21 protein-coding genes are annotated in these 26,860 nt (G+C 38.5%); 16 read left to right on the top strand and 5 right to left on the bottom strand.

The genetic code is table 11. The features are described from left to right. Positions 1–145 precede the first annotated feature (145 nt). The 6 genes from POF52_RS23075 to essA all read left to right on the top strand — a co-directional run bounded on the left by POF52_RS23075 (position 146) and on the right by essA (position 10,227). Complete coding sequence (locus POF52_RS23075) at positions 146–439, top strand: WXG100 family type VII secretion target (RefSeq protein ID WP_013055105.1); 294 nt, start codon at positions 146–148, stop codon at positions 437–439. 93 nt (positions 440–532) lie between these two features. Further along, on the top strand, positions 533–772 hold the full coding sequence (locus tag POF52_RS23070; protein ID WP_013055106.1) for an EsaB/YukD family protein: 240 nt from the start codon (positions 533–535) through the stop codon (positions 770–772). 14 nt (positions 773–786) lie between these two features. Further along, positions 787–2,091 carry a type VII secretion protein EssB gene (gene essB, locus POF52_RS23065; protein ID WP_271995217.1) on the top strand — a complete coding sequence of 435 codons (1,305 nt, stop codon included), beginning with the start codon at positions 787–789 and terminating at the stop codon, positions 2,089–2,091. A gap of 12 nt (positions 2,092–2,103) precedes the next feature. Continuing rightward, complete coding sequence (essC, locus tag POF52_RS23060; RefSeq protein ID WP_271995215.1) at positions 2,104–6,582, top strand: type VII secretion protein EssC; 4,479 nt, start codon at positions 2,104–2,106, stop codon at positions 6,580–6,582. Further along, the gene (esaA, locus tag POF52_RS23055; RefSeq protein ID WP_271995213.1) at positions 6,579–9,752 is read left to right on the top strand and encodes a type VII secretion protein EsaA; all 3,174 of its coding nucleotides are present in this window, start codon (positions 6,579–6,581) and stop codon (positions 9,750–9,752) included. The genes essC and esaA overlap by 4 nt, the downstream gene beginning before the upstream one ends. Next, on the top strand, positions 9,730–10,227 hold the full coding sequence (gene essA / locus POF52_RS23050; protein ID WP_098622131.1) for a type VII secretion protein EssA: 498 nt from the start codon (positions 9,730–9,732) through the stop codon (positions 10,225–10,227). Before esaA ends, essA begins: the two co-directional genes overlap by 23 nt. Before the next feature lie 50 nt (positions 10,228–10,277). On the opposite strand, the gene POF52_RS23045 is transcribed toward essA, so the two are convergent. Next, positions 10,278–10,754, bottom strand: coding sequence for a hypothetical protein (locus POF52_RS23045; protein ID WP_013081504.1), 477 nt, complete (start codon positions 10,752–10,754; stop codon positions 10,278–10,280). A gap of 288 nt (positions 10,755–11,042) precedes the next feature. On the opposite strand from POF52_RS23045, the gene POF52_RS23040 reads away from it, so the two are divergent. After that, positions 11,043–12,197 (top strand): endonuclease, encoded by a 1,155-nt coding sequence (locus POF52_RS23040; protein WP_271995210.1) that lies wholly within the window; start codon positions 11,043–11,045, stop codon positions 12,195–12,197. Between the two features lie 106 nt (positions 12,198–12,303). Then, entirely contained in the window at positions 12,304–13,941 is a 1,638-nt protein-coding gene (locus tag POF52_RS23035) for a family 14 glycosylhydrolase (RefSeq protein WP_271995208.1), read from the top strand. A 49-nt stretch (positions 13,942–13,990) separates the two neighbouring features. Here POF52_RS23035 and msrA read toward each other — a convergent pair whose 3' ends face one another. Next, the gene (msrA, locus tag POF52_RS23030) at positions 13,991–14,506 is read right to left on the bottom strand and encodes a peptide-methionine (S)-S-oxide reductase MsrA (RefSeq protein ID WP_016762833.1); all 516 of its coding nucleotides are present in this window, start codon (positions 14,504–14,506) and stop codon (positions 13,991–13,993) included. 368 nt (positions 14,507–14,874) lie between these two features. Between msrA and POF52_RS23025 the strand changes: the two genes are divergently transcribed. Together POF52_RS23025 and POF52_RS23020 are read left to right on the top strand one after the other, a co-directional pair. Then, positions 14,875–16,212: an ATP-binding protein gene (locus tag POF52_RS23025; protein WP_271995206.1), complete on the top strand. Its 1,338-nt coding sequence runs from the start codon at positions 14,875–14,877 to the stop codon at positions 16,210–16,212. Positions 16,213–16,375: 163 nt separating this feature from the next. Continuing rightward, the gene (locus tag POF52_RS23020; protein WP_271995205.1) at positions 16,376–17,272 is read left to right on the top strand and encodes an amidase; all 897 of its coding nucleotides are present in this window, start codon (positions 16,376–16,378) and stop codon (positions 17,270–17,272) included. 194 nt (positions 17,273–17,466) lie between these two features. Here the strand turns inward: POF52_RS23020 and POF52_RS23015 are convergent, their stop codons facing one another. Then, the gene (locus tag POF52_RS23015) at positions 17,467–19,023 is read right to left on the bottom strand and encodes an ABC-F family ATP-binding cassette domain-containing protein (protein ID WP_074896889.1); all 1,557 of its coding nucleotides are present in this window, start codon (positions 19,021–19,023) and stop codon (positions 17,467–17,469) included. A 260-nt stretch (positions 19,024–19,283) separates the two neighbouring features. Between POF52_RS23015 and POF52_RS23010 the strand changes: the two genes are divergently transcribed. Both POF52_RS23010 and POF52_RS23005 read left to right on the top strand, forming a co-directional pair. Then, positions 19,284–20,216: a D-2-hydroxyacid dehydrogenase gene (locus POF52_RS23010; protein ID WP_271995202.1), complete on the top strand. Its 933-nt coding sequence runs from the start codon at positions 19,284–19,286 to the stop codon at positions 20,214–20,216. A gap of 99 nt (positions 20,217–20,315) precedes the next feature. Beyond that, positions 20,316–21,401, top strand: coding sequence for a nitric oxide synthase oxygenase (locus POF52_RS23005; protein ID WP_013081512.1), 1,086 nt, complete (start codon positions 20,316–20,318; stop codon positions 21,399–21,401). A gap of 48 nt (positions 21,402–21,449) precedes the next feature. Here the strand turns inward: POF52_RS23005 and POF52_RS23000 are convergent, their stop codons facing one another. Both POF52_RS23000 and POF52_RS22995 read right to left on the bottom strand, forming a co-directional pair. After that, positions 21,450–21,581: a YflJ family protein gene (locus tag POF52_RS23000; RefSeq protein ID WP_016762840.1), complete on the bottom strand. Its 132-nt coding sequence runs from the start codon at positions 21,579–21,581 to the stop codon at positions 21,450–21,452. Positions 21,582–21,753: 172 nt separating this feature from the next. Continuing rightward, complete coding sequence (locus tag POF52_RS22995) at positions 21,754–22,203, bottom strand: RrF2 family transcriptional regulator (protein WP_074896894.1); 450 nt, start codon at positions 22,201–22,203, stop codon at positions 21,754–21,756. Between the two features lie 216 nt (positions 22,204–22,419). Here POF52_RS22995 and hmpA point away from each other — a divergent pair, with 216 nt between their 5' ends. The 4 genes from hmpA to POF52_RS22975 all read left to right on the top strand — a co-directional run bounded on the left by hmpA (position 22,420) and on the right by POF52_RS22975 (position 26,725). After that, positions 22,420–23,601, top strand: a complete 1,182-nt coding sequence (gene hmpA / locus POF52_RS22990; protein ID WP_176585498.1) for an NO-inducible flavohemoprotein — start codon at positions 22,420–22,422, stop codon at positions 23,599–23,601. Positions 23,602–23,673: 72 nt separating this feature from the next. Then, the gene (locus tag POF52_RS22985; protein WP_271995197.1) at positions 23,674–24,963 is read left to right on the top strand and encodes a lysine N(6)-hydroxylase/L-ornithine N(5)-oxygenase family protein; all 1,290 of its coding nucleotides are present in this window, start codon (positions 23,674–23,676) and stop codon (positions 24,961–24,963) included. Between the two features lie 143 nt (positions 24,964–25,106). Then, complete coding sequence (locus POF52_RS22980) at positions 25,107–25,619, top strand: type 1 glutamine amidotransferase domain-containing protein (RefSeq protein WP_013081517.1); 513 nt, start codon at positions 25,107–25,109, stop codon at positions 25,617–25,619. 359 nt (positions 25,620–25,978) lie between these two features. Beyond that, positions 25,979–26,725, top strand: coding sequence for a CAP domain-containing protein (locus POF52_RS22975; RefSeq protein ID WP_074682647.1), 747 nt, complete (start codon positions 25,979–25,981; stop codon positions 26,723–26,725). Positions 26,726–26,860: the final 135 nt, after the last annotated feature.

Raw genomic sequence — 26,860 nt, 5'->3', positions numbered from 1 at the left:
TGGTTATTTAGGTTTTATTTGCATTTTTTAGGGGTATTTGTAGATACATATTCTCATTTTTGGAGGCTTTTGCAAGTAACCTTTGACCTTATCATTAGAGTTTCTTACAATAATAGTAAATATATAAACCGAAGGAGAGAGATGTATGTCAGGAATTATTCGCGTAACACCAGCAGAGCTTCGCGACATGGCAGGTCGTTATACTAACGAAAGCGGTCAAGTTCAAGAATTAGTAAGTCGTCTTGATACAATGAAAAATCAACTTCAAGACATGTGGGAAGGTGCTTCAAGCGAAGCGTTTGCTGCTCAATACGAAGAATTAAAGCCTTCTTTCGTTGAAATGTCTAACCTACTTACAAAGATTGCTAAGCAATTAGATGACTCTGCAAACGTTCTTGAAGATACAGATAACCAAATCGCTAGCCAAATCCGCGGTTAACTTCATCTAATAATCTAAGTGAAGTAATAAAAGGAGCGCCCTATTCTCAAAAGATGAAGGCGCTTTTTCTATGTTTTGAGGTGATGAAACCCTATGTATATAGAAGTAACAGTAGACTTAAAGCACTATACAGGTGATCGGTTCGATTTGCGACTATCAAACTATCATTCACTCAAAAAAGTAGTCGAGATCGTTTGGCAAGCTAAAAAGATTACTCAATCACCAAAGGACGGTGCGTGGATACGTGTTTCAAATAAAAATCTTATTTTCTCGGGAAATGAGACGATGATTAACTGCGGAATTACCACAGGTGATTGTATCGAAATTCTCTAAAGGAGTCTATTAGAATGTCAGAGAAGAAACCGACTTACTTAGAAGAACAGCTCGAAGCTGTAATGACACGTCATAATAATGAATATACATTTGTTTTTCAAAAAGAAAAAATTCGACTTAATCGTTCTGTTGAAATTGAAATGTTAAAGGATGTAAACACGGCTTTTCAAAAAGAAATCATGATGAGCGATGATGAACTTAAAATAACAATTAAGCCTACCTCTGAATTTCAACCTTTTACAGCATTAAGAGGAAAAGAAGAACAGCAAAAGTGGCTGTTTGCAGATCAGCTTATCAAACAGGTAAAGCAGCATTCTTTTTCAAGGCTGTATTTGTTGATTTGTCCAGAAAATATCATTTTTGATAAAAGTTTAAGTCCGGCTTTTTTACATTATGGAGTCAAAGAAAGTTTACCTCCTTATGAGTCTAACGGGGAACAAAGTTTTCAAGAGTTAAAGGCTACGATAGCAGCGGCCGTTGACTCATCGCATACATTTGAACAGTATTTTAAGTTATATGAGACCTTGCAATTAAAAGAAGACGCTAAAAAAATAATGCATATCAGCAATGAGGAAGAGTTGAGTCACTTTGTTCAGCATAAGCTAACTCAAATTGAAAAGCATCAAAAGACACTCGTTCAACTTCCTCAAAAACGCTGGACCATTTTTAAGTTTTCATGTGTGGGTATACTTGTCTTATTAATTCCAGCTCTTATTTATACTTTTTACTCTTACTTTTTTGCTCAGCCGAAACAAGAAGCATTTGTAGAAAGCAACGAATACTTTCTTGAAAAAAACTACAGCAAAGTAGTCGACACACTTGAAGATTATGACATTGAAAGCATGCCTAAAATTGTGCAGTACGAAATAGCAACTTCCTATCTTGTTAATGAAAAGTTAGGGGAGGAGCAAAAAGCAAATGCTTTAAAGACTATTACGCTTCAGTCAGATCCTCAGTATTTTGCCTATTGGTTTTACATTGGCCGAGGAGACAACAAAAAAGCGCTAGAAGTCAGCAGGTTGTTAGAAGAACGTTCGTTAATTATCTATGCACTAATGAAATACGAAGGTCAGCTAAAGACAGACAACGATTTAGCGGCTGATAAAAAGCAAGAGGAGCTTGATAAAGTAGCGAACGAACTTGAAGAATTTAAGAAAGAAAATGATCAGCAAGAAGCTGAAGCAGCCAAGCAGCAAGAAGAGAAACAAGCTGAGGAGGCACAGGCGGCCAAACAGCAGGAAGAAGAACAGAAAGCTGCAGAAGCCGAGAAAAAGAAACAAGAAGAGCAGAAAAAACAGCAGGAAGATCAATCGAAGTAGGGAGGTAGTTGTATGAATATGCTTTGGGTAGTTAGTGGGCAAACGTATCAGCAGCTGCCTGTAGATTTTAAAACCTTTCGCCAAGCAACGGTAGGAAACACTCAGCATCAAACTTTTACGTTTTCCTATCCGTTTGAGAAAGGGCAAATGACGCTGTCATCTGAAAAGAACGGCCGGCTCTTGATTTCCTACGGAGAAAAAAGGATAGCAGAGCTATCTGTTTCTGAGTCGTTTGTATGGCGAGAACAAGGACATGCTTTAACCTTTGTCCTTACAGACACGGCTGTTAAAGAAGCTGTCTATTATATTGATTACGGATCAGAAGTCTCGTTTTCCACAAGTGATGAAACAGCTGATGTGTATCAGCAGAAAGAAAAGTGTGTAGTAGAGCCAAAAGAAGGATTTTACTTATCAAAGATAAACGGGAAGTGGAAGGTCTTTTATAACCAAGAACCGCTTTATCTTAACGGACACCGACTAGAAGAGAATACGAACCTTCAGCCTGGAGATCTTATTTTATGGTCTTCTATGACGATTCAATTGATCGAAAAAGATTTGCTGAAGATTCAAAGCTGCTATGATTATGCATCTAAGCTTCCAACTACGGCACAGCCTATTTCTGAAATGAAAAAGAAGTACCCGGTTTATAGACGGACACCGCGCATGATATATGATTTGCCTAATGATAAGGTGAGCTTGTCCTTTCCGTCTCAAGACAATGATGAAAATAACCGAAGCTTGTGGCTTACCATTTTACCGCCATTAGTCATGCTTTTAGTCATGGGTACGGTCTCGATTATTCAGCCTAGGGGAATTTTTATTATTATATCTGTCATGATGTTTACGACCACGCTGATTGTATCTACCGTTCAATACTTCAAAGATAAAAAACAGCGCAAGAAGCGGCAGGAGCGTCGTCGTCGAATTTATACCAAGTATTTAGAGAATAAGCGCGAGGAATTACAAGAACTAGTATCAGTTCAACGAGATGTATTATCTTATCATTTTCCGACGTTTGAACGAATGAAATATTTAACAGAACAGATTTCTGATCGAATTTGGGAACGAACTGTAGAAAGCAGTGATTTTTTACAGGTGCGCCTTGGAACAGGAACAGTTCCGGGAAGCTACCAAATTTCTTTGAATAGCGGAGATATGGCTAATCGAGAAATTGATGATTTGCTTGAGCAGTCTCAGCACATGGAAAAGGTCTATCGAGAAGTGAAAAATGCCCCTGTTACCGCTCATTTAGGTTTAGGCTCTATCGGTCTGGTAGGAAAGATGAAAACGGTGAAGAATGAACTGCATCAGCTTGTAGGACAGCTGGCATTTTCCCACAGTTATCATGACGTAAGATTCGTATTCATTTTTGATGAAGAAGAATATAAAGAGTGGGAATGGATGAAATGGCTTCCTCATTTTCAGCTTCCGCATTCTTTTGCGAAAGGTTTCATCTATAATGAACAAACGAGAGATCAGCTTTTATCTTCTATTTATGAAATGCTGAGAGAACGCGATTTAGATGAAGCAAAAGGAGAAGGGGTTTTCTTGCCTCACTTTGTTTTTATTATTACGAATCAGCAGTTAATTGCAGATCACGTTATCTTAGAGTATTTAGAAGGATATCACCCTCACCTTGGGTTTTCTGCGATATTTGCGGCAGAGACAAAGGAAAGCTTAACGGAGCATGTTCATACACTCGTCCGTTATATTAACGAATCCGAGGGGGATATATTAATTCAAAAGCAAAAAGCTGTGAATATTCCATTTCAGCTTGATAAACACACGCTTGACTATAATGAAAGATTTGCAAGGATGCTGCGGACATTGGATCACCAAGTTGGTATGACCAACTCAATTCCAAATAGCGTTTCATTCTTAGAATTATTTAAAGCAAGAGAAATTGGTGAGTTGGATATCGTGCAAAGGTGGCAAAGCAATGAATCAGCTAAGTCGCTAGCAGTTCCCATTGGTTTAAAAGGAAAAGAAGATATTGTTGAACTAAATCTTCATGAAAAAGCTCACGGCCCTCATGGATTACTTGCAGGTACGACGGGGTCAGGGAAAAGTGAATTCTTACAAACGTACATTCTTTCTCTAGCGGTGAATTTCCACCCCCATGAAGTTGCGTTTTTATTGATTGACTATAAGGGCGGAGGAATGGCTCAGCCGTTTAAAAATATGCCTCATCTGCTTGGAACTATTACAAACATTGAAGGAAGTAAGAATTTTAGTACAAGAGCCCTAGCTTCTATTAAAAGTGAATTAAAGCGACGCCAGCGCTTGTTTGATAGATATGAAGTCAATCACATTAATGATTATACAGATTTATATAAGCAAGGTATGGCAGAAGAACCTCTGCCTCATTTATTCTTAATCTCGGATGAATTTGCCGAGTTAAAAAGTGAAGAACCAGAGTTCATTCGGGAATTAGTCAGCGCGGCGCGCATTGGACGTAGTCTGGGCGTTCATTTAATTTTAGCGACGCAAAAGCCAGGCGGTGTTATTGACGATCAAATTTGGAGTAATGCGCGCTTTAAAGTAGCTTTAAAAGTCCAAGATGCCGCTGACAGTAAAGAAATCTTAAAAAATGCGGACGCTGCTTCTATTACGGTGACGGGTCGAGGCTATCTGCAGGTTGGAAATAATGAAGTGTATGAACTGTTTCAGTCAGCTTGGAGCGGCGCGCCGTACATGGAAGATACGTATGGGGCGGAAGATGAAGTCTCCATTGTCACAGATCTCGGGTTGATTCCTTTATCTGATGTATCTACTCAGCAGACTTCATCTAAACAAGCGGAAGCAGAAATTGATGTTGTGGTGCAAAAAATTGAAAAAACGCAGCAGGAACTAGCTATCAAAAAATTAAATAGTCCATGGCTGCCGCCTCTTAAAGAGAGATTGCTTCGCAGTGAGTACACAGAGAAGCGAGACGGCGTATTCCCAATTGGCTTGATTGATGAACCGGAAAAGCAAAGTCAAACGGTATACAACTATCAGCTGATGGACGATGGAAACATTGGTATATTTGGTTCGTCAGGATACGGTAAATCGTTTACAGTCATGATGTTGCTTCTTAATCTAGCTGAAAGAAAGAGCCCGGAGCAGCTTCATTATTACATTTTTGACTTTGGAAACGGCACGCTGCTGCCGCTTCGTCAGCTGCCTCATACGGCGGATTATTTCTTAATGGATCAAATGCGTAAAATTGAAAAATTCATGACGATTATCAAACAAGAAATCGCAAGGCGAAAGCAGTTATTTCAACAGCGGGAAGTTAGCAATATCAAAATGTATAATGCTCTAAGTTCAGAAGAGCTTCCTCTAATTTTTATCACGATTGATAATTTTGATCTTGTCAAAGAAGAAATGCAAGATCTAGAAATGCAGTTCACACAGCTCGTGCGTGACGGTCAGTCTTTAGGAATTTATATGATCTTTACCGCGACGCGCGTGAATTCTATTCGTCAGTCGCTTATGAATAACTTGAAAACGAAAGTTGTTCATTATTTAATGGATCATTCAGAAGCGTATTCTATTTTAGGACGTACGCCGTATGCGCTAGAGTCTATTCCAGGCCGGGCTATTATCAAAACGGATCAACCTTATTTTGCGCAGCTGTTTTTACCTGCGGAAGGAAAAGATGATTTTGAAATCTTTGATGCAGTTAAGCTGCACATTCAACGATTAAAGAATCAATATGCTGATGCTATTGTTCCGGAGCCTGTACCAATGCTGTCATCGAAACTTGTACTTGTCGAGTTTATGACGGACAGAAGGGTTATTAGGGAAAAAGGAGTCATTCCTCTTGGATTAGATGAAGAGTTTGTTCGACCGGTGCATATGAACTTTACGAAAAATAAGCATTGCATCGTCATGGGGCAGACGCAAAAAGGAAAGACAAATGTAGTGAAGGTTATACTGCAAACAGCGCTTGAACAAGGCGTGAAGCAAATCGGACTATTTGATTCGGTTGACCGCGGTTTATCAAGCTATGCAGCTGAAGAGCAAGTTGTGTACATGGAAACAAAAGAACAGATTATCGACTGGCTTGATTTAACTGAAGAACGATTGCAGCGACGTGAAATTAAGTATTTGGAAGCAGTGCAGGAAGGAACGGTACACAGTCTTTCATTTGCCCCGATCATGCTTGTAGTAGACGGATTTGTACGATTCCAGCAAAACTTAGATAGCGTCCTGCAGGATCGTATTACAAAATTGATAAAAAATTATAGTCACCTGGGCTTTAACTTGATTGTTGCAGGGAACAACAATGAGTTTTCAAAAGGATTTGACGCGTTAACAACAGAAGTGAAGCAAATTAGCCAAGCTGTGTTGCTGATGAAGAAAACAGAGCAAAGCTTATTTACACTTCCTTATGACCGAAAAGAAGCCGACATTAACCCTGGCTTCGGTTATTATATTAAAAGTGGAAAAGAAACAAGAATTCAAATCCCGCTATGTGTAAGTGAAAGGAAGATCTTAACATGACCGAACAGCGTAAGTATACACTTAAAGTCATATTAGCTGTTGTTTTAATTTTGGCTCTTCCTTCTTTCTTTTTCCAGTATATTGGAGACAACCCGCTGCAAGTCACAGAAAACTCAACAAGAACGATTGCGGTGGTTAACGAAGATAATGGAGTAAAAGAAAATAGTGAAAAAGCGATAGAGTTTGGAGAAAAAGTGACTCCTCTTTTACAGGAGGGGTCGGATTATCAATGGACCGTGCTTGGACGAAGCGCAGCTACAAGCGGTTTACAGAATGGAAAATATGATGCGGTTATCTATATTCCCTCGACCTTCTCACAAAATATTTTATCGTATCAGGAAAAAAAGCCAGAAAAAGCTACTTTGGAATACAAAGTTCAAAGTCAGCTTAACGCAGTTAATAAGGAAAAAGTAGTAGGGGAATTAGAAGATGCTACTACAAAGGTTAATAATGAAATGTCCTCTTTGTACTGGAGTTATGTATCACAGGAAGTGGATAAGGTACGCGGACAGTTCGATAAAATTCTAAATAAAGAAATCGCCTTTCAAAAAACAATGGTCGCTTTTTATAAACCGAATTCAAAAGATTTAGCAGGTGAATTAAATGATCAAAAGAAAATTCTTCAGCAAATCCAAGATAATGTAAATAAAGCAGAAAAAGGTTCGAGTGACAGACAAGGCGACGTAGAACAGGTTGAAAAGAATTTAAACAGCTTTATTGAATATGTAAATCAATATCAAACATATCAAGAAACACAGAAACAAATGCTTGAAAAAACGCAGGCTCAAAGCGTCACTGCGATTCAAGAAGGGCTGTCTTCCCTTGAATCTAATCAGCCAAGCTCTAAGCAAAATTTTAATGAGCAGGCCAATCAAGTGTTTAGTGGCTTATCTTCCATTCAACAGCAGTTGGATCAAAATCAAAAAGCCGTCGGAGAACTTGGAGACCAACAAGCGGATAACGTCAGTGAACAAGAAAAAGCTCTGCAAGATTTGAACGGCCAAATAGTCAGTTCATATAAACAGCAGTCTGAGCAAACAACCCTAAATCAAATTGAAAGTAAGCTAAAGCCGCTTCGTGCGCAGCTAGAGACAGCTTCATCAAATGAGGGTGGCGGAGGCTCAACGGATCCAGGAGAAGACGGCGAAACTCAGCCAGATCCAAATCAAGGCGGAGAGACGCCAACGGACCCTGGGGAAGGTGACGGAACTCAGCCAGATCCGAATCAAGGTGGAGAGACGCCAACGGATCCTGGAGAAGATGATGGAACTCAGCCAGATTCCGGTCAAGGTGAAGGAACGTCAGAACCAATTAAAGTGGATTTATCTCAGCAAACAGCAAAGCTTGATGATATATCAAAAGGGCTTGAAGACTTAGAACAGCAGCTCCAAGGAATGGTGAACGAAACACCTGAAGCGCCTGAAGTACCTGAGACATCTGAGGGAACGGAAACGCCTGAAACACCGGACACATCGGATGCATCAGGTACATCCAATGCTGTGAAAAGTGCGCTTGAAAAAGTGGCTAATCTGAAAACACAGGTACAAGCAGTCAAAGATGAGCTGCAAAATGTAACAGTTCAGCCGGAAGCTTCAGGAGAAAATACGGATGAGCTGAAGCGAAAAATTGCCAGTTTGGAAGCAGACGTTAAGTCTTTGACAGCACAGAAAAACAAAGCAGAGAAAGATTTAGAAGAAGCGACCAAGTCGTCGAGCAGTCAAATTGCTAAGCTTCAAGAAGAAAATGAACGATTAAAAAAAGAGAATGAAAAGTTGAAAGAAGACGGCAAAAAGCCTTCTAAAGGTAGTGTGAATGTAGACAATCTCATTACGATGATTACAAACAAAGAAGATAAAATTTTATCTTCTCCAAACCTTTCAGCTTCTCGCAAGGAAAAGTTGAGCAATACATTCTCAGGTAAGATTCAAAGCAGCAGTGCAGAAGATCTGCTAAAGTACTACGGTGATTTATCGCAGTATGATTTGACTTTAGCTCAGGTAGGAAATACAGACATACAGAACAGCGTCCTTAACAATGACTCTATTAAAGGAAGTTTGCAGCAGGCGTTAGCTGGCACCGTCTCTTCTCAAGATGCACGTAAGCAAATCCAACAAAACCTGTCTCTCACAAAAGAAGAGTTAGCACAGTTCCAAAGTTCAGTGCAAGATTTTGCTGATCAATATGGACAAACAGTTGATGCTGAACAAGCATCTATTATGGAAGAGCTATCAGCTATTCAAGAAAAAGCAAATGCAATGAATCAAGAGCTTCAATCTAGCGCAGGTGAAGATCAAGCATTAGAAAAGAAAGAAGCTCCGGACGTAACGGGCTTAATGACGCTGCAGCAAAGCATGGGTCAAGAGTTGAAGGGAATGAACGAACTCATTTCATCTTTAGGTGAAAGACAAGCGAATGTTGTCACATACACAGATGAATTGCAGAAGCGTGTAAATGAAGTCCAGGATAAAGCTGACACGCTTAACAGCAAGTGGGCCCAAAACGTGGATTCAACGAAGTTGGTTCGCGGCCAGGTATACCGTTTGTTAAATAATACATTAGTAGATGGACAGAATAATGATTACGTTTATCATTATTTAGCCAATCCTCTTCAAGTAAGCGGTGAAGTGCCGGCTGAAAAAGTAAAAGAGGTTCCACCAGTTGTCATTTTGGTTATTATCTTAATCAGCAGCTTACTAATTGGCTATTTCAGTCAATACTACCGGCATGCACCTATGCTTGTGAAAGGTACGCTGTTTGGGTTATTGAATTTGATTGTAGGGTTAATGGTAAGTATCTTTAGCCTTAATATTTATTCGTTATCGGGAGACGGGGCAATGGAATGGTCAATCTTTACGATCGTCTTATTGCTTGCTACATCTACACTCGTACGTATTGCTTTCTTATTAGGAAGCTTCGCTGGATGGGTTACGACAGTAGGGTTGATTTTATTTTATATTACCCCGCTTCTTAACTTATCTATGCCAAACTTTAATTACGAAGATCCAGTATCTAAAGTATATATGTCAATTCAATATGATACGCAGTCTCTGTTTGGACAGGCGCTTATTGTATTACTGGGAATGACTGCCGTTTTAAGTGTTCTGCCATCTATTATTCGTGCTTTAAAGACGACTAAAGAGGTTGAAAATGATGAAACCTATAGTGCTTAATAAAAAGATTGGAAGTATTGTTCTTATTTTTTCACTTCTTTGTTTCCCTATAGCAGCAGCGGCTGAAGCTGATGACGGAAACGTTGAAGAGATTAAACCAAATGTATATAAGGATGATCCGATTAACTTGGACCCCGAATCTTTGCTAGAAAATAAAAAAGAAGTAGGAAATATTCCGGAGGAAATAAAGGATCTTACATTTGAAAAAGAGGAAGATGCAGAGAAAGAGAGCTTAAAAGAAAGTCTTTTTGCGAACGCATCAGCTGAAGATAATACGATTTCTGCGAAAGCAAAAGAATATAACTTGTTTTCTTCTAAAAACACTTCCTACAAGAAAGATCGAACAGAACAAACTGCTTCTGAAAAGTCATCAGACCTACAATGGTTTTATTTATTATTGATTGGTGTGGGGGTTGTTGTATTATTTGCGGTTTTAATACCGCGCATTAGCCCTCAGCCTTCTGTGAAAAAATAAAAAAACCTCGCTGTTAATCAACAGCGAGGTTTTTGCGTATAGACGCAAGCTTATAGGCGGCGGAAGCCTTCTTCAAACAAATAATCTTCTGCTTCTTCGTAAGATAGAAATGCTGCCTCTAAATTCAAGCCAGAATAAACATTCCACAGATCATCTTCATGAACAAGTAAAAGCGTTGCATTGTCTGGGCCGTTCCAGCGCTGTTCATTTCCATTCCCTACAATAGCTTCTTCTCTAGCTGTATCAGGAAGGGTTGACAAAGATTCAATAGAAGCTTCAATAATTGAGCGGAGCTCTTCTTCTGTATAATCACGGATATTTACAAGACCTTTGTCATTTGTTTCATATCCTTTTAAAAACCCTCCATATACAAATCCATTTCCGTTAGGATGCAGATGATGCACAACAACCGTTTTATCGTACACGCTTTCTTCATAATGAAAATTCACGCGTCCTAAAGATACATCTTTTCGATGCAGCTCTGGAAACGATGAAATAATAGCTAATTTTTCGTCAAAACTAAGCATACACAATCCTCATTTCTATTTAAATCATTTCATTTTCTGAAATGGTATAAGCTCTTTTACGATTCGGTTGATTATACCATATATAAAGAAAGACACATAATGCTTTTTCCAATGTGGACTTTTAAAAATATAACCCTTCGCATAAAGTGGCCGTCACTGTAAAGAAGAATACATCTTTTTCACTATAAAACTTAACAAAAAAGAGGCAGGGAATTCACAGTGAAAAAATAATATAAAGAGGTGGAAGAAAACTAGTTTTCAAACCTATCATATAGGAGGAATAAAAAAGTGAAATTATACGCTCTGTATAAAAAAACATGGGCAATATCCCTGCTTGTTTTTGTTCTTTTAGTGAGCTTAACTCCTGTTAGTCAAGCAGCCGCATTTTTATCTGTTGCACAAGCTCTTGAGAATCAAAACAATAGTGTACAAACGGTTAAAGGATATGTAGTAGGTCAACCTACAGGCACATCTACAGTTATTACGAGCAATTACCCAAACGATTATGCACTTGCTCTTGCTGACAGTTCAAATGAAACCAATACAGACAAGATGGTGTACGTTCAAATTCCTTCAAATTTGCGAAGCACATTTGGACTTCAAAGTCACTCGGAGTTAAGGGGGAAAAATCTTACTGTTACGGGCACACTCACTCCTTATTTTTCACACCCAGGAATAAAATCAGTTACTTCTATCAGTACAGAAACAGGAGGAACTGATCCGGCTCCAGATCCCACAGAGCCAACCGTTCCAGTAGAAGACTACTATCGTACTGCAGCTGAAAAAACAGGAAACAGCTTAAAGACAGAGCTTCATAACATTATTGATCATCACACAGAACTGTCGTATTCAGCCGTATGGGAAGCTTTAAAGAAAACGGATGAAGATCCAGCTAACGCAAATAACGTTATTTTGCTCTACACAGGGCGTTCACAGGCTAAGAGTACAAATGGAGGCGGAGTGGACGATTGGAACCGTGAGCACGTCTGGGCAAAGTCTCACGGGGATTTTGGAACAGCTATGGGACCTGGAACAGATCTTCATCACTTACGTCCAACCGATGTATCTGTAAACAGTACGAGAGGAAACTTAGATTTTGATAACGGAGGGATGGAACATAGCGAAGCACTCGGAAATTATTTTGACAGTGATTCATGGGAACCTCGAGATGAAGTAAAAGGCGACGTGGCTCGTATGTTGTTTTATATGGCCGTGCGCTATGAAGGCGACGTAAGTGATGAGCCTGACTTAGAACTTAATAACACAGTGAATAATGGCACTGCTCCTTATCACGGGAAATTATCTGTGCTTCTTCAATGGAATGCCCAAGACCCAGTAGATGATCGAGAACGACGTAGAAATGACATTATTTATTCAGACTATCAGCATAACCGCAATCCTTTTATTGACCATCCTGAATGGGTGAATGAGATTTGGAACTAATGAAGAAGGCGTCCTGGTGGGGCGTCTTTTTTTTTATAAAAGAAAAAGGAAAAAACTAAAATCCGCCGAATACCTATAGGTGATTTTGAAAAAATGGAGGGAAGATATGAAACAGCTATGTAAAAAAGGGTTGGCTTTCGTTTTGATGTTTATTTTTGTTAACGCTTTCATTTTAAGTCCAATTAACGGATCGGCTGCCGTAGATGGAAAATCAATGAATCCAGGTTACAAAACCTATTTAATGGCGCCTTTAAAAAAGGTAACAGACTATACAACATGGGAAGCGTTTGAGAACGATTTACGCAAAGCGAAACAAAATGGATTTTATGCAGTGACAGTAGACTTCTGGTGGGGAGATATGGAGAAAAACGGCGATCAGCAGTTCGATTTTTCCTATGCGCAGCGCTTTGCTCAAGCAGCTCGTAATGCAGGTATAAAGATCGTTCCTATTATTTCTACTCATCAGTGCGGAGGCAATGTAGGAGATGATTGTAACGTTCCGCTTCCATCTTGGGTATGGAACTTAAAAAGTGATGACAGCCTTTACTTTAAATCTGAAACAGGTACGACAAATAAAGAAACGCTAAGCCCGCTTGCAACGGACGTTATTTCTAAGCAATACGGAGAGCTCTACACTGCATTTGCGCAAGCGTTAGCACCTTATAAAGACGTGATTGCTAAAATCTATTTATCAGGAGGCCCTGCAGGTGAAATTCGTTATCCGTCTTATACAGCAGCAGACGGAACCGGCTATCCGTCTAGAGGGAAATTTCAAGTGTATACGAACTTCGCCAAAAGCAAGTTTCAATCATATGCTTTGACTAAATACGGTTCACTCGCCGGCATTAATCAAGCATGGGGAACCAATTTAACGTCTGCATCGCAAATTTTACCGCCATCAGATGGCTATCAGTTCTTAAAAGATGGTTATTCAACAGCTTATGGAAAAGATTTCTTAGCATGGTATCAAGGAGCTTTGGAGGATCATACAAAACGTATTGGACAGTTAGCTCATCAGGCTTTTGATTCCACCTTTAACGTACCAATCGGTGCAAAAGTGGCAGGAATTCATTGGCAGTATAACAATCCCACGATTCCTCATGCTGCAGAAAAACCTGCTGGATATAATGATTACAACGCGCTTTTAGATGCGTTTAAAACAGCTAAGCTAGATATGACGTTTACGTGCTTAGAAATGACGGACAGCGGAAATTATCCAGAATATTCTATGCCAAAGACGCTTGTACGCCAGGTAGCGGGTATTGCGAATGCAAAAGGAGTTGTTTTAAACGGGGAAAATGCTTTAACTATAGGCAGTGAAGATCAATATAAAAAAGCAGCTGAAATGGCCTTTAACTATAATTTTGCAGGATTTACTTTGCTTCGTTTCTACGATGTTATTAACAATGATACGCTGATGGGGCAATTTAAAAATACGTTGGGCGTTACACCACTTGCGCAAACGGTTGTAGTAAAAAATGCGCCAACTGCATTAGGAGAAACGGTTTATATTGTTGGAGACAGAGCTGAGCTAGGTCAGTGGGATACGTCCATTTATCCAATTAAATTAACATATAATTCATCTACAGCTGATTGGAGAGGCACTGTCTATTTTCCTGCGAGTCAAAATGTTCAATTTAAAGCAATTGTGAAGAGAGCTGATGGATCGTTAAAAGCATGGCAGCCTTCGCAGCAATATTGGAGCGTGCCGTCAACAACAACGACTTATACAGATAAGTGGTAAAACAAAGCCGCATAGCAAACGCTATGCGGCTTTGTTTTGAACACAAGAATTATTTCCAGTTCGTTTCAATAAATTCATCTCGGCCAGACTTAGCGCGGTCTTCTTTATAATGCTTTGGATTTTTCTTGTGAAAATCTTGGTGATACTCTTCGGCTTCATAAAACGTAGAGGCAGGAAGAATGCTTGTTACGATTGGTTTTTTAAAACGTCCGCTTTCTGCGACCTCTAGCTTCGTCTCTTCAGCTGCTTGTTTTTGGCTGTCGTTATGGTAAAAAATTGCTGTTCGATATTGCGAGCCGCGATCTTGAAATTGACCTCCGTCATCTGTTGGATCAATTTGCGGCCAATAAAGATCTAATAAACGTTTATACGGAAACACTTCGGGGTCAAATGTGATTTGAACCACTTCGTAGTAACCGCTTGTTCCAGATTTTACTTGCTCATAAGTAGGGTTATCCACAGTTCCCCCCATATATCCTGATACAATGCCGTGAATACCTTCTAGCTCTTCAAAAGGTGTAACCATACACCAGAAACATCCACCTGCAAATGTAGCTTTTTCCATACGTAATCCCTCACTTAATCCGTTGTTATGAAGGGTATTATAACAAATTTATATTGAAACAGCTAGAAAAGGGTTTGTAGTCTGTGTAAAAGCTGTGGATAAAGGTGAATATCCACAGCTTTTACACAATAAACTCGACTGTTTTGAAGATTGAAAAATGAAGGAGAGAATAAAGAAAAAATGATAGAATAGATAAGATGCATATATCGTTTTAGAAGAAATTGCACAACAGAAGTACAATCTACGGACTGGGCTTTGGGGTGCTGATGGCATCTAGATAAATAAAGTTAGTACGTTAGTAACAAGAGGTAAGAAACAGCATATTCGCGCTGTTAAATAAATATACAAAGATAATAGGAGAGTTGAATATGTTACAAGATAATCTCATCCTAGAGCACTATGGATTAAACGAATTAAATTTTGATACGATCAAAAGCTATCGGGATCGGTTTGCTGAAGTAAAACCAGCTCATCCTTGGAATGCGCTTGAAACAAAGGAGTTTTTATACAAAGTAGGAGCTTGGGGAAAGGTTAGAGATACCCATAAAGAAGGAGTCACACTCGCAGGCCTGCTTTTATTCAGTGAAGAACGGATTATCACAGAAGTTTTACCACAATACTTTTTAGAATACCGGGAAAGTAAAGGGAACGAAGAATGGACAGAGCGCTTTACCTCTCAAGATGGGACGTGGTCAGGAAATATTTTTGATTTTTATTTTCATATTCATGAAATTGTTCGTAATAGCGAACCTCAGCCGTCAATCGCTTCCTCTTTAACAGAAGTTTTGATTAATATGCTTATTCATGCAGATTATAATGGCGAGGGCGGCGTTATTTTAGAAAAGCAACCTTCTCATTACGTTTTTTCTAATCCAGGTCTTTTGTTAGTACCTAGAGATTCAGTTTTTAGCAATACCGTTAGTCAGCTTCGAAACCCAAATATCGTTAAGCTATTCAGTTTACTAGGGCTATGTGAACGTTCGGGCTCTGGTTTGAAAAAAGTAAAGCAAAATTGGAGCCTGCATCATTATAAAACGCCAGCTATTGATCAAGATGTTTCTATGCATCGTACAGTGGTCACGTTATCTTTGTCCACTCAAGAAAGACAGGTAAGTTCTTCTGAAAAAGACACTTACAATACGTCCATAACCGATCCGGGAAATAATTTTAAAGATGTCGAAAAATATCAAAATACATTTGAAAACAATGTCGAAATTGACTCCTATAATAAAAATAAGTACTCCTATAATAAAGGATTAATAGAGGAGTTTAAGTCATACAATAAAGATGTTAACTCCTATAATAATGAAGATAACTACTATAATAATGAGAGTAACTTATATAATAAAGATGTTAACTCCTACAATAATAACTATAACTCCTTTAATAATGAGCAAGAAGAGGATTCTTCTAATTTGGTAAATGTAGAGAATATTGATACGAAGCTATGGAATATTGCAGCGCTGGCTCGTGAAAAAAAACGGCTTTCGCCGAATCAGATGGAACATATTATTCTTGAGTTATGTAAAGAAAAACCGCTCATGCTTAAAGAATTTGCTTATTTACTAGAAAGAACGCCGGATGGAGTACGTAATAATTATTTAACAAAGCTATTACGAAAAGGACAATTACAGTTGAAATATCCAAATCAGCCAAACCATCCAAAACAGGCATATTTATTTAATAAGAAAGATATAGAGAAATAAATCAAGCAACCGATAGAACATATAGAGATTAAGCTGCAAAAAATTGATAAGGAGGAGTTTGCTAAAAGCTACAGATTTAAGGGGGAAATTCACCATAAAGTTGTGCTAAGCCGTCAGACTCTCCTTATATGAGTTCTGGCTCGTATAAAGGAGGAAAAAGAGTGTGAAAAGCAAGTGCGTTCTTATTTTTCTGGTGGTTGTATGGCTGTTTAATATGGGGAAAGGAATAGGATGTGGATCAAAGGTGAATGCAGAGATAAATATACCGCTGTCGACGTGGGTGTGGGATACAAAGAAATGGATGCTGAACCAAGAAGCTATCCTCGAAAAGCTTCAAGAAAAAAAGGTGACAAACGTTTATTTACAAATTGATACTCATCTTTCACCTTCCGTATATCGGCATTTTATCCAACAAGCACAAGCCCAGGGCATAAGTGTTTACGCACTTGACGGCGCTCCTTATTGGATAGGGCCTTCTGGTATAGAAGAGCAGGAAGCACTTTTTAATTGGATAACAGCTTACCAAGCACAAGCAGACGAGCCACAGCAATTTTTAGGGGTTCATTTGGATGTAGAGCCTTATTTGTATAAAAGTTGGGAAAATAATCGAGCGAAAAGTATTCTGCAGTATCAATATGTTATTTCTCAAGCCGCTGTACAGTCTCATGAGTTACACTTGCCGCTTGCTGTAGATATACCGTTTTGGTTTGACGAAGTTCCATTCAAAAACAGCAACGGTTCCGGTTCGCTGGGGCGGTGGATTATTCAGTACGCTGATGAAGTCACAATTATGGCGTACCGAAACCACGCAGATAAAGAAAACGGTATTGCTGAAATAACAGAAAATGAACGCAGGTGGGGACGTGTACTATCCACTCCGATTGAAATAGGGGTAGAAACGATGGCTTCAGATGAAGGAGAATACATTTCTTTTTCTGCTAAAGGAGAAGAAAAGATGATGCAAGAGCTGGATATGTTGCTTACGGAGTGTCAAGCTGAAAATCCTCCAAGCAGTATAGCTGTTCATTATTTTGATAGCTGGCTTCAGATGAAGCCGTGACAACGAAAAGACCGCTGCATCGCTGCAGCGGCCCTTTTGGGTTTAGGGAGTATAGATACAATATAGCCATTTTCTTAAAGGATTATACATAAAAAAAGTAACCATTTAAAAAATGGCTACTCACACAAAGGGGGGGAACTTAATCTTATCATTCCCACTTTTTCTAAAAGATATGCCTCTTTTAACCCGTTTTTTTAAAATAATTTAGTCGTCCAAGATTCGCAGTTCCACACGTCTGTGACAACATCTTGATAAAATTCAGGTTCGTGGCAAATAATTAAGATACTTCCTTTGTATTCTTTTAAAGCTCGTTTTAATTCATCTTTTGCATCTACATCTAAGTGGTTTGTAGGCTCATCCAGTACAAGAATGTTGGTTTCATTGTTAATTAGCTTACATAGACGAACTTTTGCTTTTTCTCCACCGCTTAGAACTTCTACTTTACTTTCAATATGTTTTGTTGTTAAGCCGCATTTAGCTAAAGCTGCACGAATCTCGTATTGGGTAAAGTGAGAAAACTCATTCCATACTTCTTCAATACACGTATTGTAATTAGCCGTTTTGATTTCTTGTTCAAAATAGCCAATATGCTGGTAATCTCCTTTTTCTACAGAGCCTGAAATCGGTTTGATTTCTCCTAAAATACTTTTTAAAAGTGTTGTTTTCCCGATTCCATTTGCTCCTACAAGGGCAATCTTTTGACCTCGCTCCATTTTTAAATTCAGTGGCTTAGAAAGCGGCTCTTCGTATCCAATGACTAAATCAGATGTTTCAAAAATTAATTTGCTTGAAGTACGAGCACCCTTAAAGTTAAACTCTGGTTTTGGACGCTCCTGAGCTAGTTCAATTACTTCCATTTTATCGAGCTTTTTTTGACGGGACATGGCCATATTTCGTGTCGACACACGGGCTTTGTTTCTCGCTACGAAATCTTTTAAATCTGCCATTTCTTGCTGTTGTTTTTTATAGGCTGCTTCAAGCTGCTGTTTTTTCATCTCATATACTTTCATAAAATCGTCGTAGTCTCCTACATAGCGATTTAACTCTTGGTTTTCCATATGATAAATTAAATTGATCACGCTATTTAAAAATGGAAGATCGTGAGAAATTAAAATAAAGGCATTTTCATATTCTTGCAAGTAGCGTCGCAGCCACTCAATATGCTGTTCATCCAAGTAGTTTGTAGGCTCATCAAGTAAAAGAATTTCTGGTTTTTCAAGCAGCAGTTTGGCTAATAATACTTTCGTACGCTGTCCGCCGCTTAAATCCTGTACATCGCGATCTAAGCCGATATCTTCTAATCCTAATCCGCGTGCAATTTCTTCGACTTTCGCATCGATAACATAAAAGTCATTGTTTGTTAAGAGGTCTTGAAGCGTACCGACTTCTTCTAATAGTTTTTCGAGTTCTTCTGGTGATACATCCGCCATTTTCTCATAGAGGCCATTCATTTGAGCTTCTAAATCAAATAAGTATTGAAAAGCACTTTTTAGTACATCACGAATAGAAAGGCCACGCTCTAATGCTGTGTGCTGATCTAAATAGCCAACGCGCACTTTTTTAGACCATTCTACTTTTCCAGCATCCGGTTCTAGCTTGCCTGTAATGATGTTCATAAATGTTGATTTACCTTCGCCGTTTGCTCCAATTAAGCCGACGTGTTCACCTTTTAACAATCGAAATGATACATCGTTAAAAATCGCACGGTCACCAAAACCGTGGCTTAGATTTTTTACGTTTAATACACTCATGCTGACACACCTTTTCTTTTAAAATATCTATCGTACGTTTCGTTATAAACAAATTGATTCATAACGATTATAGCGAACTTATATACATAAATCCATATGAGTTTTCCAGCCTTGAAAGTCATATAAAATTCACTCGCGTCTTCCTTTCACTTCATTCATACTATATATATCAATGTAGAAAATCCTTCATGACGAAGGGACGGTTATATCGAATCATTCAAATAGAGTATATAAAAGAATAAAAAGGCAGGGGAAAAGAAATGAACATTCATACAATACTAGTGGCAGGAAGAATGCATAAAGAGCTGGAGGAGATAATCAAACAAAAGCAGCTGTCTCAGACGTTTCGATTTATGGAAGAGCAAGACGTTACAATTGAAGATTTAAACTGGGCTGACGCGCTTTTATCCTTCGGTCCAACGAATTGCTTTGAAGATCATAGCTTTAAATGGATTCATTCTCTCGGCGCAGGAGTCGATCAGTTCTTAGAAAGCGGTAATTGGAAAAAGAGTGTGATATTAACACGTACGATTTGTTCATTCGGTCAGCGAATCAGTGAATATTGTCTTAGCTATATGCTAGCTGAACTTCAGCACCACGCACAGTTTCAGCATCAGCAAAAACAAAAGCAGTGGAAAGTGGTAGAGCCTAAGCAGCTTTCTACTCAAACAGTCATAATTTACGGAACAGGTGAAATCGGCGGGCGTCTTGCAGCCGTTTTAAAATCTTTTGGTGTACGAGTAATGGGTGTATCTAAAAGTGGAAATGAAAAGCCGTCATTTGATCATGTGGTCTCGATTTCGAAGGAAAAAGAATTGTTAAAAGAAGCCGATTGGATTATTAGTACAATGCCGCTAACACATGAAACAAAAAGCTACTTTGATTCAAAATGGATGAATGTAGTTGAAAGTGCATACTTTATAAATGTTGGACGAGGAGCAACTGTAGATGAAAATGCGTTAGTAGAGGCTATTGAGCAAAAACGTATTCGAAAAGCATACATAGACGTGTTTGAGCATGAGCCGTTAACGAAAGAATCGTCTTGGTGGGATCATTCAAACATCATCATAACACCTCATATTTCAGCGGTGACTACGCCTGAAGAAGCCGTCGAGTGCTTTGTTGAAACGCTGCAAAAAGTTGAGCAAGGCGGATTGCCTTCTAACTTGGTTAATATTGAAAGAGGCTATTAAAGCATTATGATGCGCGTTTCCGCTATGAGAATGATATACTGAAACTTGCTTTTCTTGAACGAAAAGAATGAAATCTGTTCTTCTAGGGGGGAACAAACGTTGAAGCAAGAAGAATTATTTGAACAAGCACGTGTATTTATAGAGACGTGTTACGCTGAACTTGAAAAAAGCGAAGCGGATAAAAACAAGCGGTTAAAAGAAATCCATCAGCAAATTATGTCACTCGGACATTATGATCATACATTTGAAGAGTTAGAGCACGGAGCTCGTATGGCTTGGAGAAACAGCAATAAATGTATCGGCCGACTATTTTGGCACTCGCTCAATGTATTTGATAAGCGAGATGCGAACACAGTTGAAGAGATAAGAGACGCCCTGTTTCACCATATTGAATATGCAACAAATGATGGGAAAATCCGGCCTACTATTACGGTGTTTAAACCGAAAATGAAAGCAAAAGAGCCGGTTAGAATATGGAATCATCAGCTAATCCGCTATGCGGGGTATGAGACGGAAGACGGTACGATAGGAGATCCTGATTCTGTTGCGTTCACGGAGGTTTGCCGAAATTTGGGGTGGGAAGGTGAGAAAACTCACTTTGATGTTCTTCCCCTAGTCCTGCAAGTGAACGAAGGGTCGCCTCGATGTTTTGATATTCCAAAACATTTAGTGAAAGAAGTAGCTATTACGCATCCAGAACTTCCTGAATTTGAAGACTTACAGTTAAAATGGTACGCTGTCCCGATGATTTCAGATATGAAGCTAGAAATTGGAGGGATTGATTACGTCGCAGCACCGTTTAATGGATGGTACATGGGGACTGAGATTGGGGCGCGAAATTTAGCGGATACGTATCGTTATAATCAACTTCCCAAAATAGCTTCTATGATGGAATTGAACATGGATTACAACGCGACGCTTTGGAAGGACAAAGCTCTTGTTGAATTAAATGTCGCAGTGCTTTCTTCTTTTAAACGAGAAGGCGTTAGCATTGTAGATCATCACACCGCTGCTCAGCAATTTCACTTGTTTGAAGAAAGAGAGCAAAAAAATGGCCGCGAAGTGACTGGGAACTGGACGTGGTTGATTCCGCCGGTTTCGCCAGCTACCACGCATATTTTTCATAAGCCTTATAAAAATAAAGTATTATCACCAAATTATTTTTATCAAGACGCTGCTTATTAAATGAACAAAAAAGAGAGTACGCATTTGTACTCTCTTATTACACGTTAATTAATTTTTGTGTTTATCAAGCAAGTTAGCAAGTACATATGTTTTGTACTTTTCTACTTTGCGGCCTTCGTGGTTGCGAACTCCTCGTTTCTTAAGTTCCTCAACATACCAACCTTTGCTTCCTACGTGCATACTCAAACACCCTTTCGTCATTTTTTAGGATGAACAGAATGAGGTTCATTGTCTGCTCGAATGGAGATATCTTGTCTTTCCAATACGTGCCTCATTGTAACATCTTTTATTTTATGATGAAAGAGAAAAAGGTTAAAAAAACGAGAATGATTTCAAGTGAATTTTAGTTTACTCATTCCTCGTTTTTTTGAGATAGAAGGAGGAGGTTTAATTCATCTTTATTTTGAATTAGATCTTCTAGCGTATATTGATCTAACACCTTAATGAAGGCTTGCATGGCTTCATGTAAAACATTTTTTAACTTACAGACGGGGCTAATAATGCAGAAGTTTCCTTCACGGTCAAAACATTCAACGATATGAAAATCTTCTTCTGTTTGACGTACCACTTTTCCAATATTAATGTCTTTTGGAAGCTGAGCTAAACGAATACCGCCGTTTCGTCCTCGGATTGTTTCAATTAAGCCAAGTTTTCCAAGCTCGTGAATGATTTTCATAAGATGGTTTTTTGAAATATTATACGCTTCAGCAATTTCTTTTATATTGCTTAGTTTATTATTATCGCGAACGCCTAAATATAATAAAACTCGCAGTGAGTAATCTGTATATTGTGTGAGCCTCATCTTTTTACCTCTTCTCTTATCAGCAGCTGATATATCTATAATAGCATGTCTATATCTAAGAAATACAGAAAGAATGCTCTCATTTTTGACAGGGTGAATTTGTGAACATTTCTTTAAATATGTATATAAAATATATCTTTTTAAGTAGGGTATGAGTATTATAAAGATGTATTAAAAATATATCTTTTAAAAATGAATCTTTCGGAGGCGAAAGTTATGAAACAAACAACTATTTCTATTGTAAAAAGTACAGTTCATGTTTTAGAACAGCATGGTCAAGCAATTACAACTCGTTTTTATGAGATGCTTTTTGAACAGTATCCTTCTTTAAAAAATGTATTCAACCAAACAAATCAAAAAACAGGCCGTCAGCAAATAGCGTTAGCTAATACAGTTTATGCCGCTGCGCAGTACATCGATCGGCTTGAAACGCTGCTTCCAGTTGTAAAGCAAATCGCTCATAAACACCGCAGTATTGGCGTAAAAGCAGAGCACTATCCAATTGTCGGAGAGTTCTTATTAAAAGCAATTAAAGATGTTTTAAAAGAAGCTGCGACCGATGAGATTATGGAAGCTTGGAAAGAAGCATACGGTGCCATTGCGGACGTGTTCATAAGTGTGGAGCAAGAATTATATGAAGAAGCCGAAGAAAAAGGATGGAAAGATTATAAAAAACTAATGGTTCATAAAAAAGTAAAAGAAGCAGAAGACGTGTACTCGTTTTATTTAGTATCACCTGATCAAAAAGCGCTGCCTGCTTTTCTGCCAGGTCAGTATGTGAGTGTACGAATTCCTGGTCAAGAGTATTTATCCATTCGTCAGTACAGCTTATCTGGCTATCCAAACCAACCATACTATAAAATTACGGTGAAAAAAGAAAAGCAAATGGAAGACGGGGTTGTGTCAACTTATTTACATGACCAATTGAAAGAAGGAGACTTGCTTGAAGTCAGCGTTCCAGCAGGAGATTTTGTCTTAAAAGAAAATAGTAAATCAGTATTTATCAGCGGAGGTGTAGGAATTACTCCAATGATGTCAATGCTTCATCAAGCACTGGAAAACAATCAAGAAGTAACATTTATTCACAGTGCTAAAAATGAGCAGTTTCATGCAATGAAACAAGAGCTTCAATTGTTGTCAGAGACATATAAGTTTGAACAACACGTTTTTTATAGTCAAGCCCAAACAGACCAGCATGATGAACATATAACGTATGGTCGCTTAACTAAAAAAGAGCTAGCTAAATATGCCGGCGATAAACATGCATATTATTATGTTTGTGGATCTTCTTCATTTACGCAAATGGTGTTAGAAGGCCTAGCTGAAATGGGTATTTCCCAAGAAAATATCATGTATGAATCGTTTGGCCCGAAAATGAGTATGACTCCTTCCGCATAAATGTATGGAAAAAGGGTAAAAAGCTAACAGTAGACAATACTGTTAGCTTTTTTTATGAAAGGGAGTTTAAAGATGACAAATAAGCAGTATGACATGGTGGGAATAGGAATAGGACCGTTTAACTTAGGCTTAGCGGCCCTTGCTGAGCCTCTTGATGAAATTGATGCCGTCTTCTTTGATAAAGAAGAGAAATTTGAATGGCATCCGGGCATGTTAATTGACGGCACGGACTTGCAGATTCCGTTTCTAGCAGACTTAGTTACATTTGCGGATCCAACAAGCCCCTATTCGTTTCTAAATTATATTCACAAGCAAAAACGCTTGTATCCGTTCTTTTTCTTTAATCGTTTTGACATTCCGCGTCAAGAATACAACGAGTACGCAAAATGGGTAGCGGAGCAGCTATCTTCCTGCCACTTTTCTTCAAAAGTTGTGGACGTGATACCGAAAAATGAAGAAGAGTATTATGAAGTAAAGGTAGAAACACCTGAGGGAATTCAAACGGTAAATGCTAAACACGTTGTAATGGGAACAGGAAGCATTCCACTTGTGCCTCCGGCTTTTGAAGAAAAGCTGAATGAGCATATTTTACACAGCAGCGGCTATTTACATAAAAAAGAAGAGATGCAAAAAGGAAAGCATGTAACGATCGTTGGGTCAGGACAAAGTGCTGCAGAGATTTTTCTTGATTTACTAGAAGAACAGACTGAACATGATTACCACCTTACGTGGTTTACAAGATCCTCTAATTTTTTTCGGCTTGATCAATCCAAGCTTGCTCAAGAGTTATTTTCGCCAGACTATGTAGATTACTTTCATTCGCTAGCTTTTGAGGAACGTACAAGCACGGTAGAAGATTTAAATCCTTTACGTCACGGAATTGAATCTTCTACCTTAACGAAAATCTATGATTTACTCTATCATCGTTCACTTAAAGGAAAAGTACCCGTTACGATTCAAGCTTCGACTGAAGTAAGTGACATTCATAAAAAAGGCAATGGATATGAGCTGGAATGCAAAGAATTAAAGGCTGAACGCTCTTTTCAATACGAAGCGGATCGTTTGATATTATCCACGGGCTATAAGCCAAAGATTTCGCCGTTCATCGAACGGATAAAAGATGATATCGAATGGGAAGATGACAAGCGTTTCAAAGTCACAAAAGATTACCGGCTTGTCTTTAAACAACCTCGTAACCACCACTTTTTTACGTTAACTAATATCGAACATTCACATGGATCTGGGGCAACGAATCTTGGTTTATCCGTTCAGCGCAATCAGCGTATTCTGAACGTAATTGCAGGGAGAGATGTGTACCCAGTTCCAGAAGAGACGACCTTCCAGACATTTAATTTGTTTTGAATTTCTGATTTGTAAAAACCTTCAATGTAGTTTTTGATTATTGTAGAAAAGTTTTTTACTCATAAACTATGTTTAAAAGAACAGTGCACGGGTATTTTATTTATAGAACATTAGTACACAAATCAATTAAGGAGTTGCTTAGAATGAGTAAGAAAATTGCAGTATTAGTAACAGATTTATTTGAAGATGTGGAATATACAGATCCAGCCAAAGCCTTTGAAGAAGAAGGCCATACGCTAACAAAAATCGATGTTAAAACAGGTGAAGTAACAGGTAAACAAGGCGAAACAACATTAACAATTGATAAAGCAATTGCGGATGTAAAACCAGAAGATTTTGACGCATTGTTTTTACCGGGAGGTTTCTCACCAGATATCTTGCGTGCGGACGATCAAGTCGTAGCTTTCACAAAATCATTTATGGACGAAGGCAAACCGGTTATGGCTATCTGTCACGGACCACAGCTGCTAATCAATGCTGAAACATTAAAAGGACGTGACGTAACTGGTTTCAAATCAATTGCTATTGATTTGAAAAATGCAGGCGCAAACTTCCATGATAAAGAAGTGGTGGTATGCGGTAATCAACTAGTTACAAGCCGTACACCAGACGATATGGAAGCATTCGTACGTGAATCAGTAAACGTCTTAAAATAAGTAAATAATATTAGTAAAACTTTCTGTAAAAGGCGATAACAGGGTGATTTATCACTCCGTTGTCGCCTTTTTTGTGTGTAACGATTTTGACGAGGAATTTACAGTTATATTACTGCATTAGATGAAGCGGTTTCTAAAAGAATATGAAAACCTTTTACTATCAATAGATAGAAGCCACGTAACACAATTGAAATATTTTTTACATAAATGAAAGTATAATTTTGGTAGCTTAAAAGACGTTGCGAGTTTCATAGTTTTCATGCAACAATGAGGGTGCATCACGAGATTGGCTTGCTACAAGCTTGGATGCGTTGCGGTTTTACAAAAAAACTTTATTATCACATAGGAGGATTTCAAACATGAAGAAAAGGTTTCGTATTGCCACTGTCGCAGGTGCCGTATCATTAGGATTACTAACAGCAGGACAAGCAAATGCAGCAGCTCCTGATTGCAACACTCCAAAACAAATTAATATTAAAGATGCTCAAGCAGCACAAAATATAAATGTAGATGAGCTATTAAAGAAATTTAACGCTCAAGGACAATCTGCTCAAGCAGCAGCTCCACAACAAGAAACACAAGCACCAGATCAAGCTGAAGCAGCTCCACAGGAACAAGCACAAGCACCAGAACAAAGTGAAGAAGCAAAAGCTCCAGAGCAAACACAGCAAAACACAAAAGCTCAACAATCAGAAAATACTGACAAAACAGAACAAACAAAAGATGCTAGTCAATTCGAACAAAAGGTAGTAGATTTAGTGAACCAAGAGCGTGAAAAACAAGGTTTAAAACCTCTAACACTTAACAAAAAATTAAGTGACGTTGCACGTACTAAATCAAAAGATATGATGGACAAAGGGTACTTTGACCACAATTCACCAACATATGGTTCACCATTTGATATGATGAAGCAATTCGGCATTGAATATACAACTGCAGGTGAAAACATTGCAAAAGGTCAGCAATCTCCTGAAGATGTAATGAATGCTTGGATGAATAGTGACGGTCACCGCAAAAACATTCTAAACCCTGATTTCACTGAAATTGGTGTTGGATACGTAAAAGGCGATACTACGTACTGGACTCAACAATTTATCGGTAAGTAATACAAAAAGAGCAGGATATACCTGCTCTTTTTTGCGTTTTTAGCTGTCCAATTTGGGTATAGTAAAGTAAGAACACGTAAAGGAGTGCCTTAAATTGGGACGTATATTAAAAAAAATTTTAGTCGCTGTTTTTCC

Source organism: Priestia sp. AB, assembly GCF_028369225.1.
GTDB lineage: Bacteria > Bacillota > Bacilli > Bacillales > Bacillaceae_H > Priestia > Priestia megaterium.
This window is presented reverse-complemented; position numbering and strand designations above follow the sequence as displayed.

Excerpts from the sequence above, each read along its gene's own strand:
- POF52_RS23000 (WP_016762840.1), bottom strand. The coding sequence starts at position 21,581 with ATGCACGTAGGAAGCAAAGGTTGGTATGTTGAGGAACTTAAGAAACGA.
- POF52_RS23070 (WP_013055106.1), top strand. The coding sequence starts at position 533 with ATGTATATAGAAGTAACAGTAGACTTAAAGCACTATACAGGTGATCGG.
- esaA (WP_271995213.1), top strand. The coding sequence starts at position 6,579 with ATGACCGAACAGCGTAAGTATACACTTAAAGTCATATTAGCTGTTGTT.
- hmpA (WP_176585498.1), top strand. The coding sequence starts at position 22,420 with ATGAAACAAACAACTATTTCTATTGTAAAAAGTACAGTTCATGTTTTA.
- essA (WP_098622131.1), top strand. The coding sequence starts at position 9,730 with ATGATGAAACCTATAGTGCTTAATAAAAAGATTGGAAGTATTGTTCTT.
- POF52_RS23010 (WP_271995202.1), top strand. The coding sequence starts at position 19,284 with ATGAACATTCATACAATACTAGTGGCAGGAAGAATGCATAAAGAGCTG.
- essC (WP_271995215.1), top strand. The coding sequence starts at position 2,104 with ATGAATATGCTTTGGGTAGTTAGTGGGCAAACGTATCAGCAGCTGCCT.
- POF52_RS23075 (WP_013055105.1), top strand. The coding sequence starts at position 146 with ATGTCAGGAATTATTCGCGTAACACCAGCAGAGCTTCGCGACATGGCA.
- POF52_RS22995 (WP_074896894.1), bottom strand. The coding sequence starts at position 22,203 with ATGAGGCTCACACAATATACAGATTACTCACTGCGAGTTTTATTATAT.
- msrA (WP_016762833.1), bottom strand. The coding sequence starts at position 14,506 with ATGGAAAAAGCTACATTTGCAGGTGGATGTTTCTGGTGTATGGTTACA.
- POF52_RS23045 (WP_013081504.1), bottom strand. The coding sequence starts at position 10,754 with ATGCTTAGTTTTGACGAAAAATTAGCTATTATTTCATCGTTTCCAGAG.
- POF52_RS22975 (WP_074682647.1), top strand. The coding sequence starts at position 25,979 with ATGAAGAAAAGGTTTCGTATTGCCACTGTCGCAGGTGCCGTATCATTA.
- POF52_RS23025 (WP_271995206.1), top strand. The coding sequence starts at position 14,875 with ATGTTACAAGATAATCTCATCCTAGAGCACTATGGATTAAACGAATTA.
- essB (WP_271995217.1), top strand. The coding sequence starts at position 787 with ATGTCAGAGAAGAAACCGACTTACTTAGAAGAACAGCTCGAAGCTGTA.
- POF52_RS23035 (WP_271995208.1), top strand. The coding sequence starts at position 12,304 with ATGAAACAGCTATGTAAAAAAGGGTTGGCTTTCGTTTTGATGTTTATT.
- POF52_RS22980 (WP_013081517.1), top strand. The coding sequence starts at position 25,107 with ATGAGTAAGAAAATTGCAGTATTAGTAACAGATTTATTTGAAGATGTG.
- POF52_RS22985 (WP_271995197.1), top strand. The coding sequence starts at position 23,674 with ATGACAAATAAGCAGTATGACATGGTGGGAATAGGAATAGGACCGTTT.
- POF52_RS23015 (WP_074896889.1), bottom strand. The coding sequence starts at position 19,023 with ATGAGTGTATTAAACGTAAAAAATCTAAGCCACGGTTTTGGTGACCGT.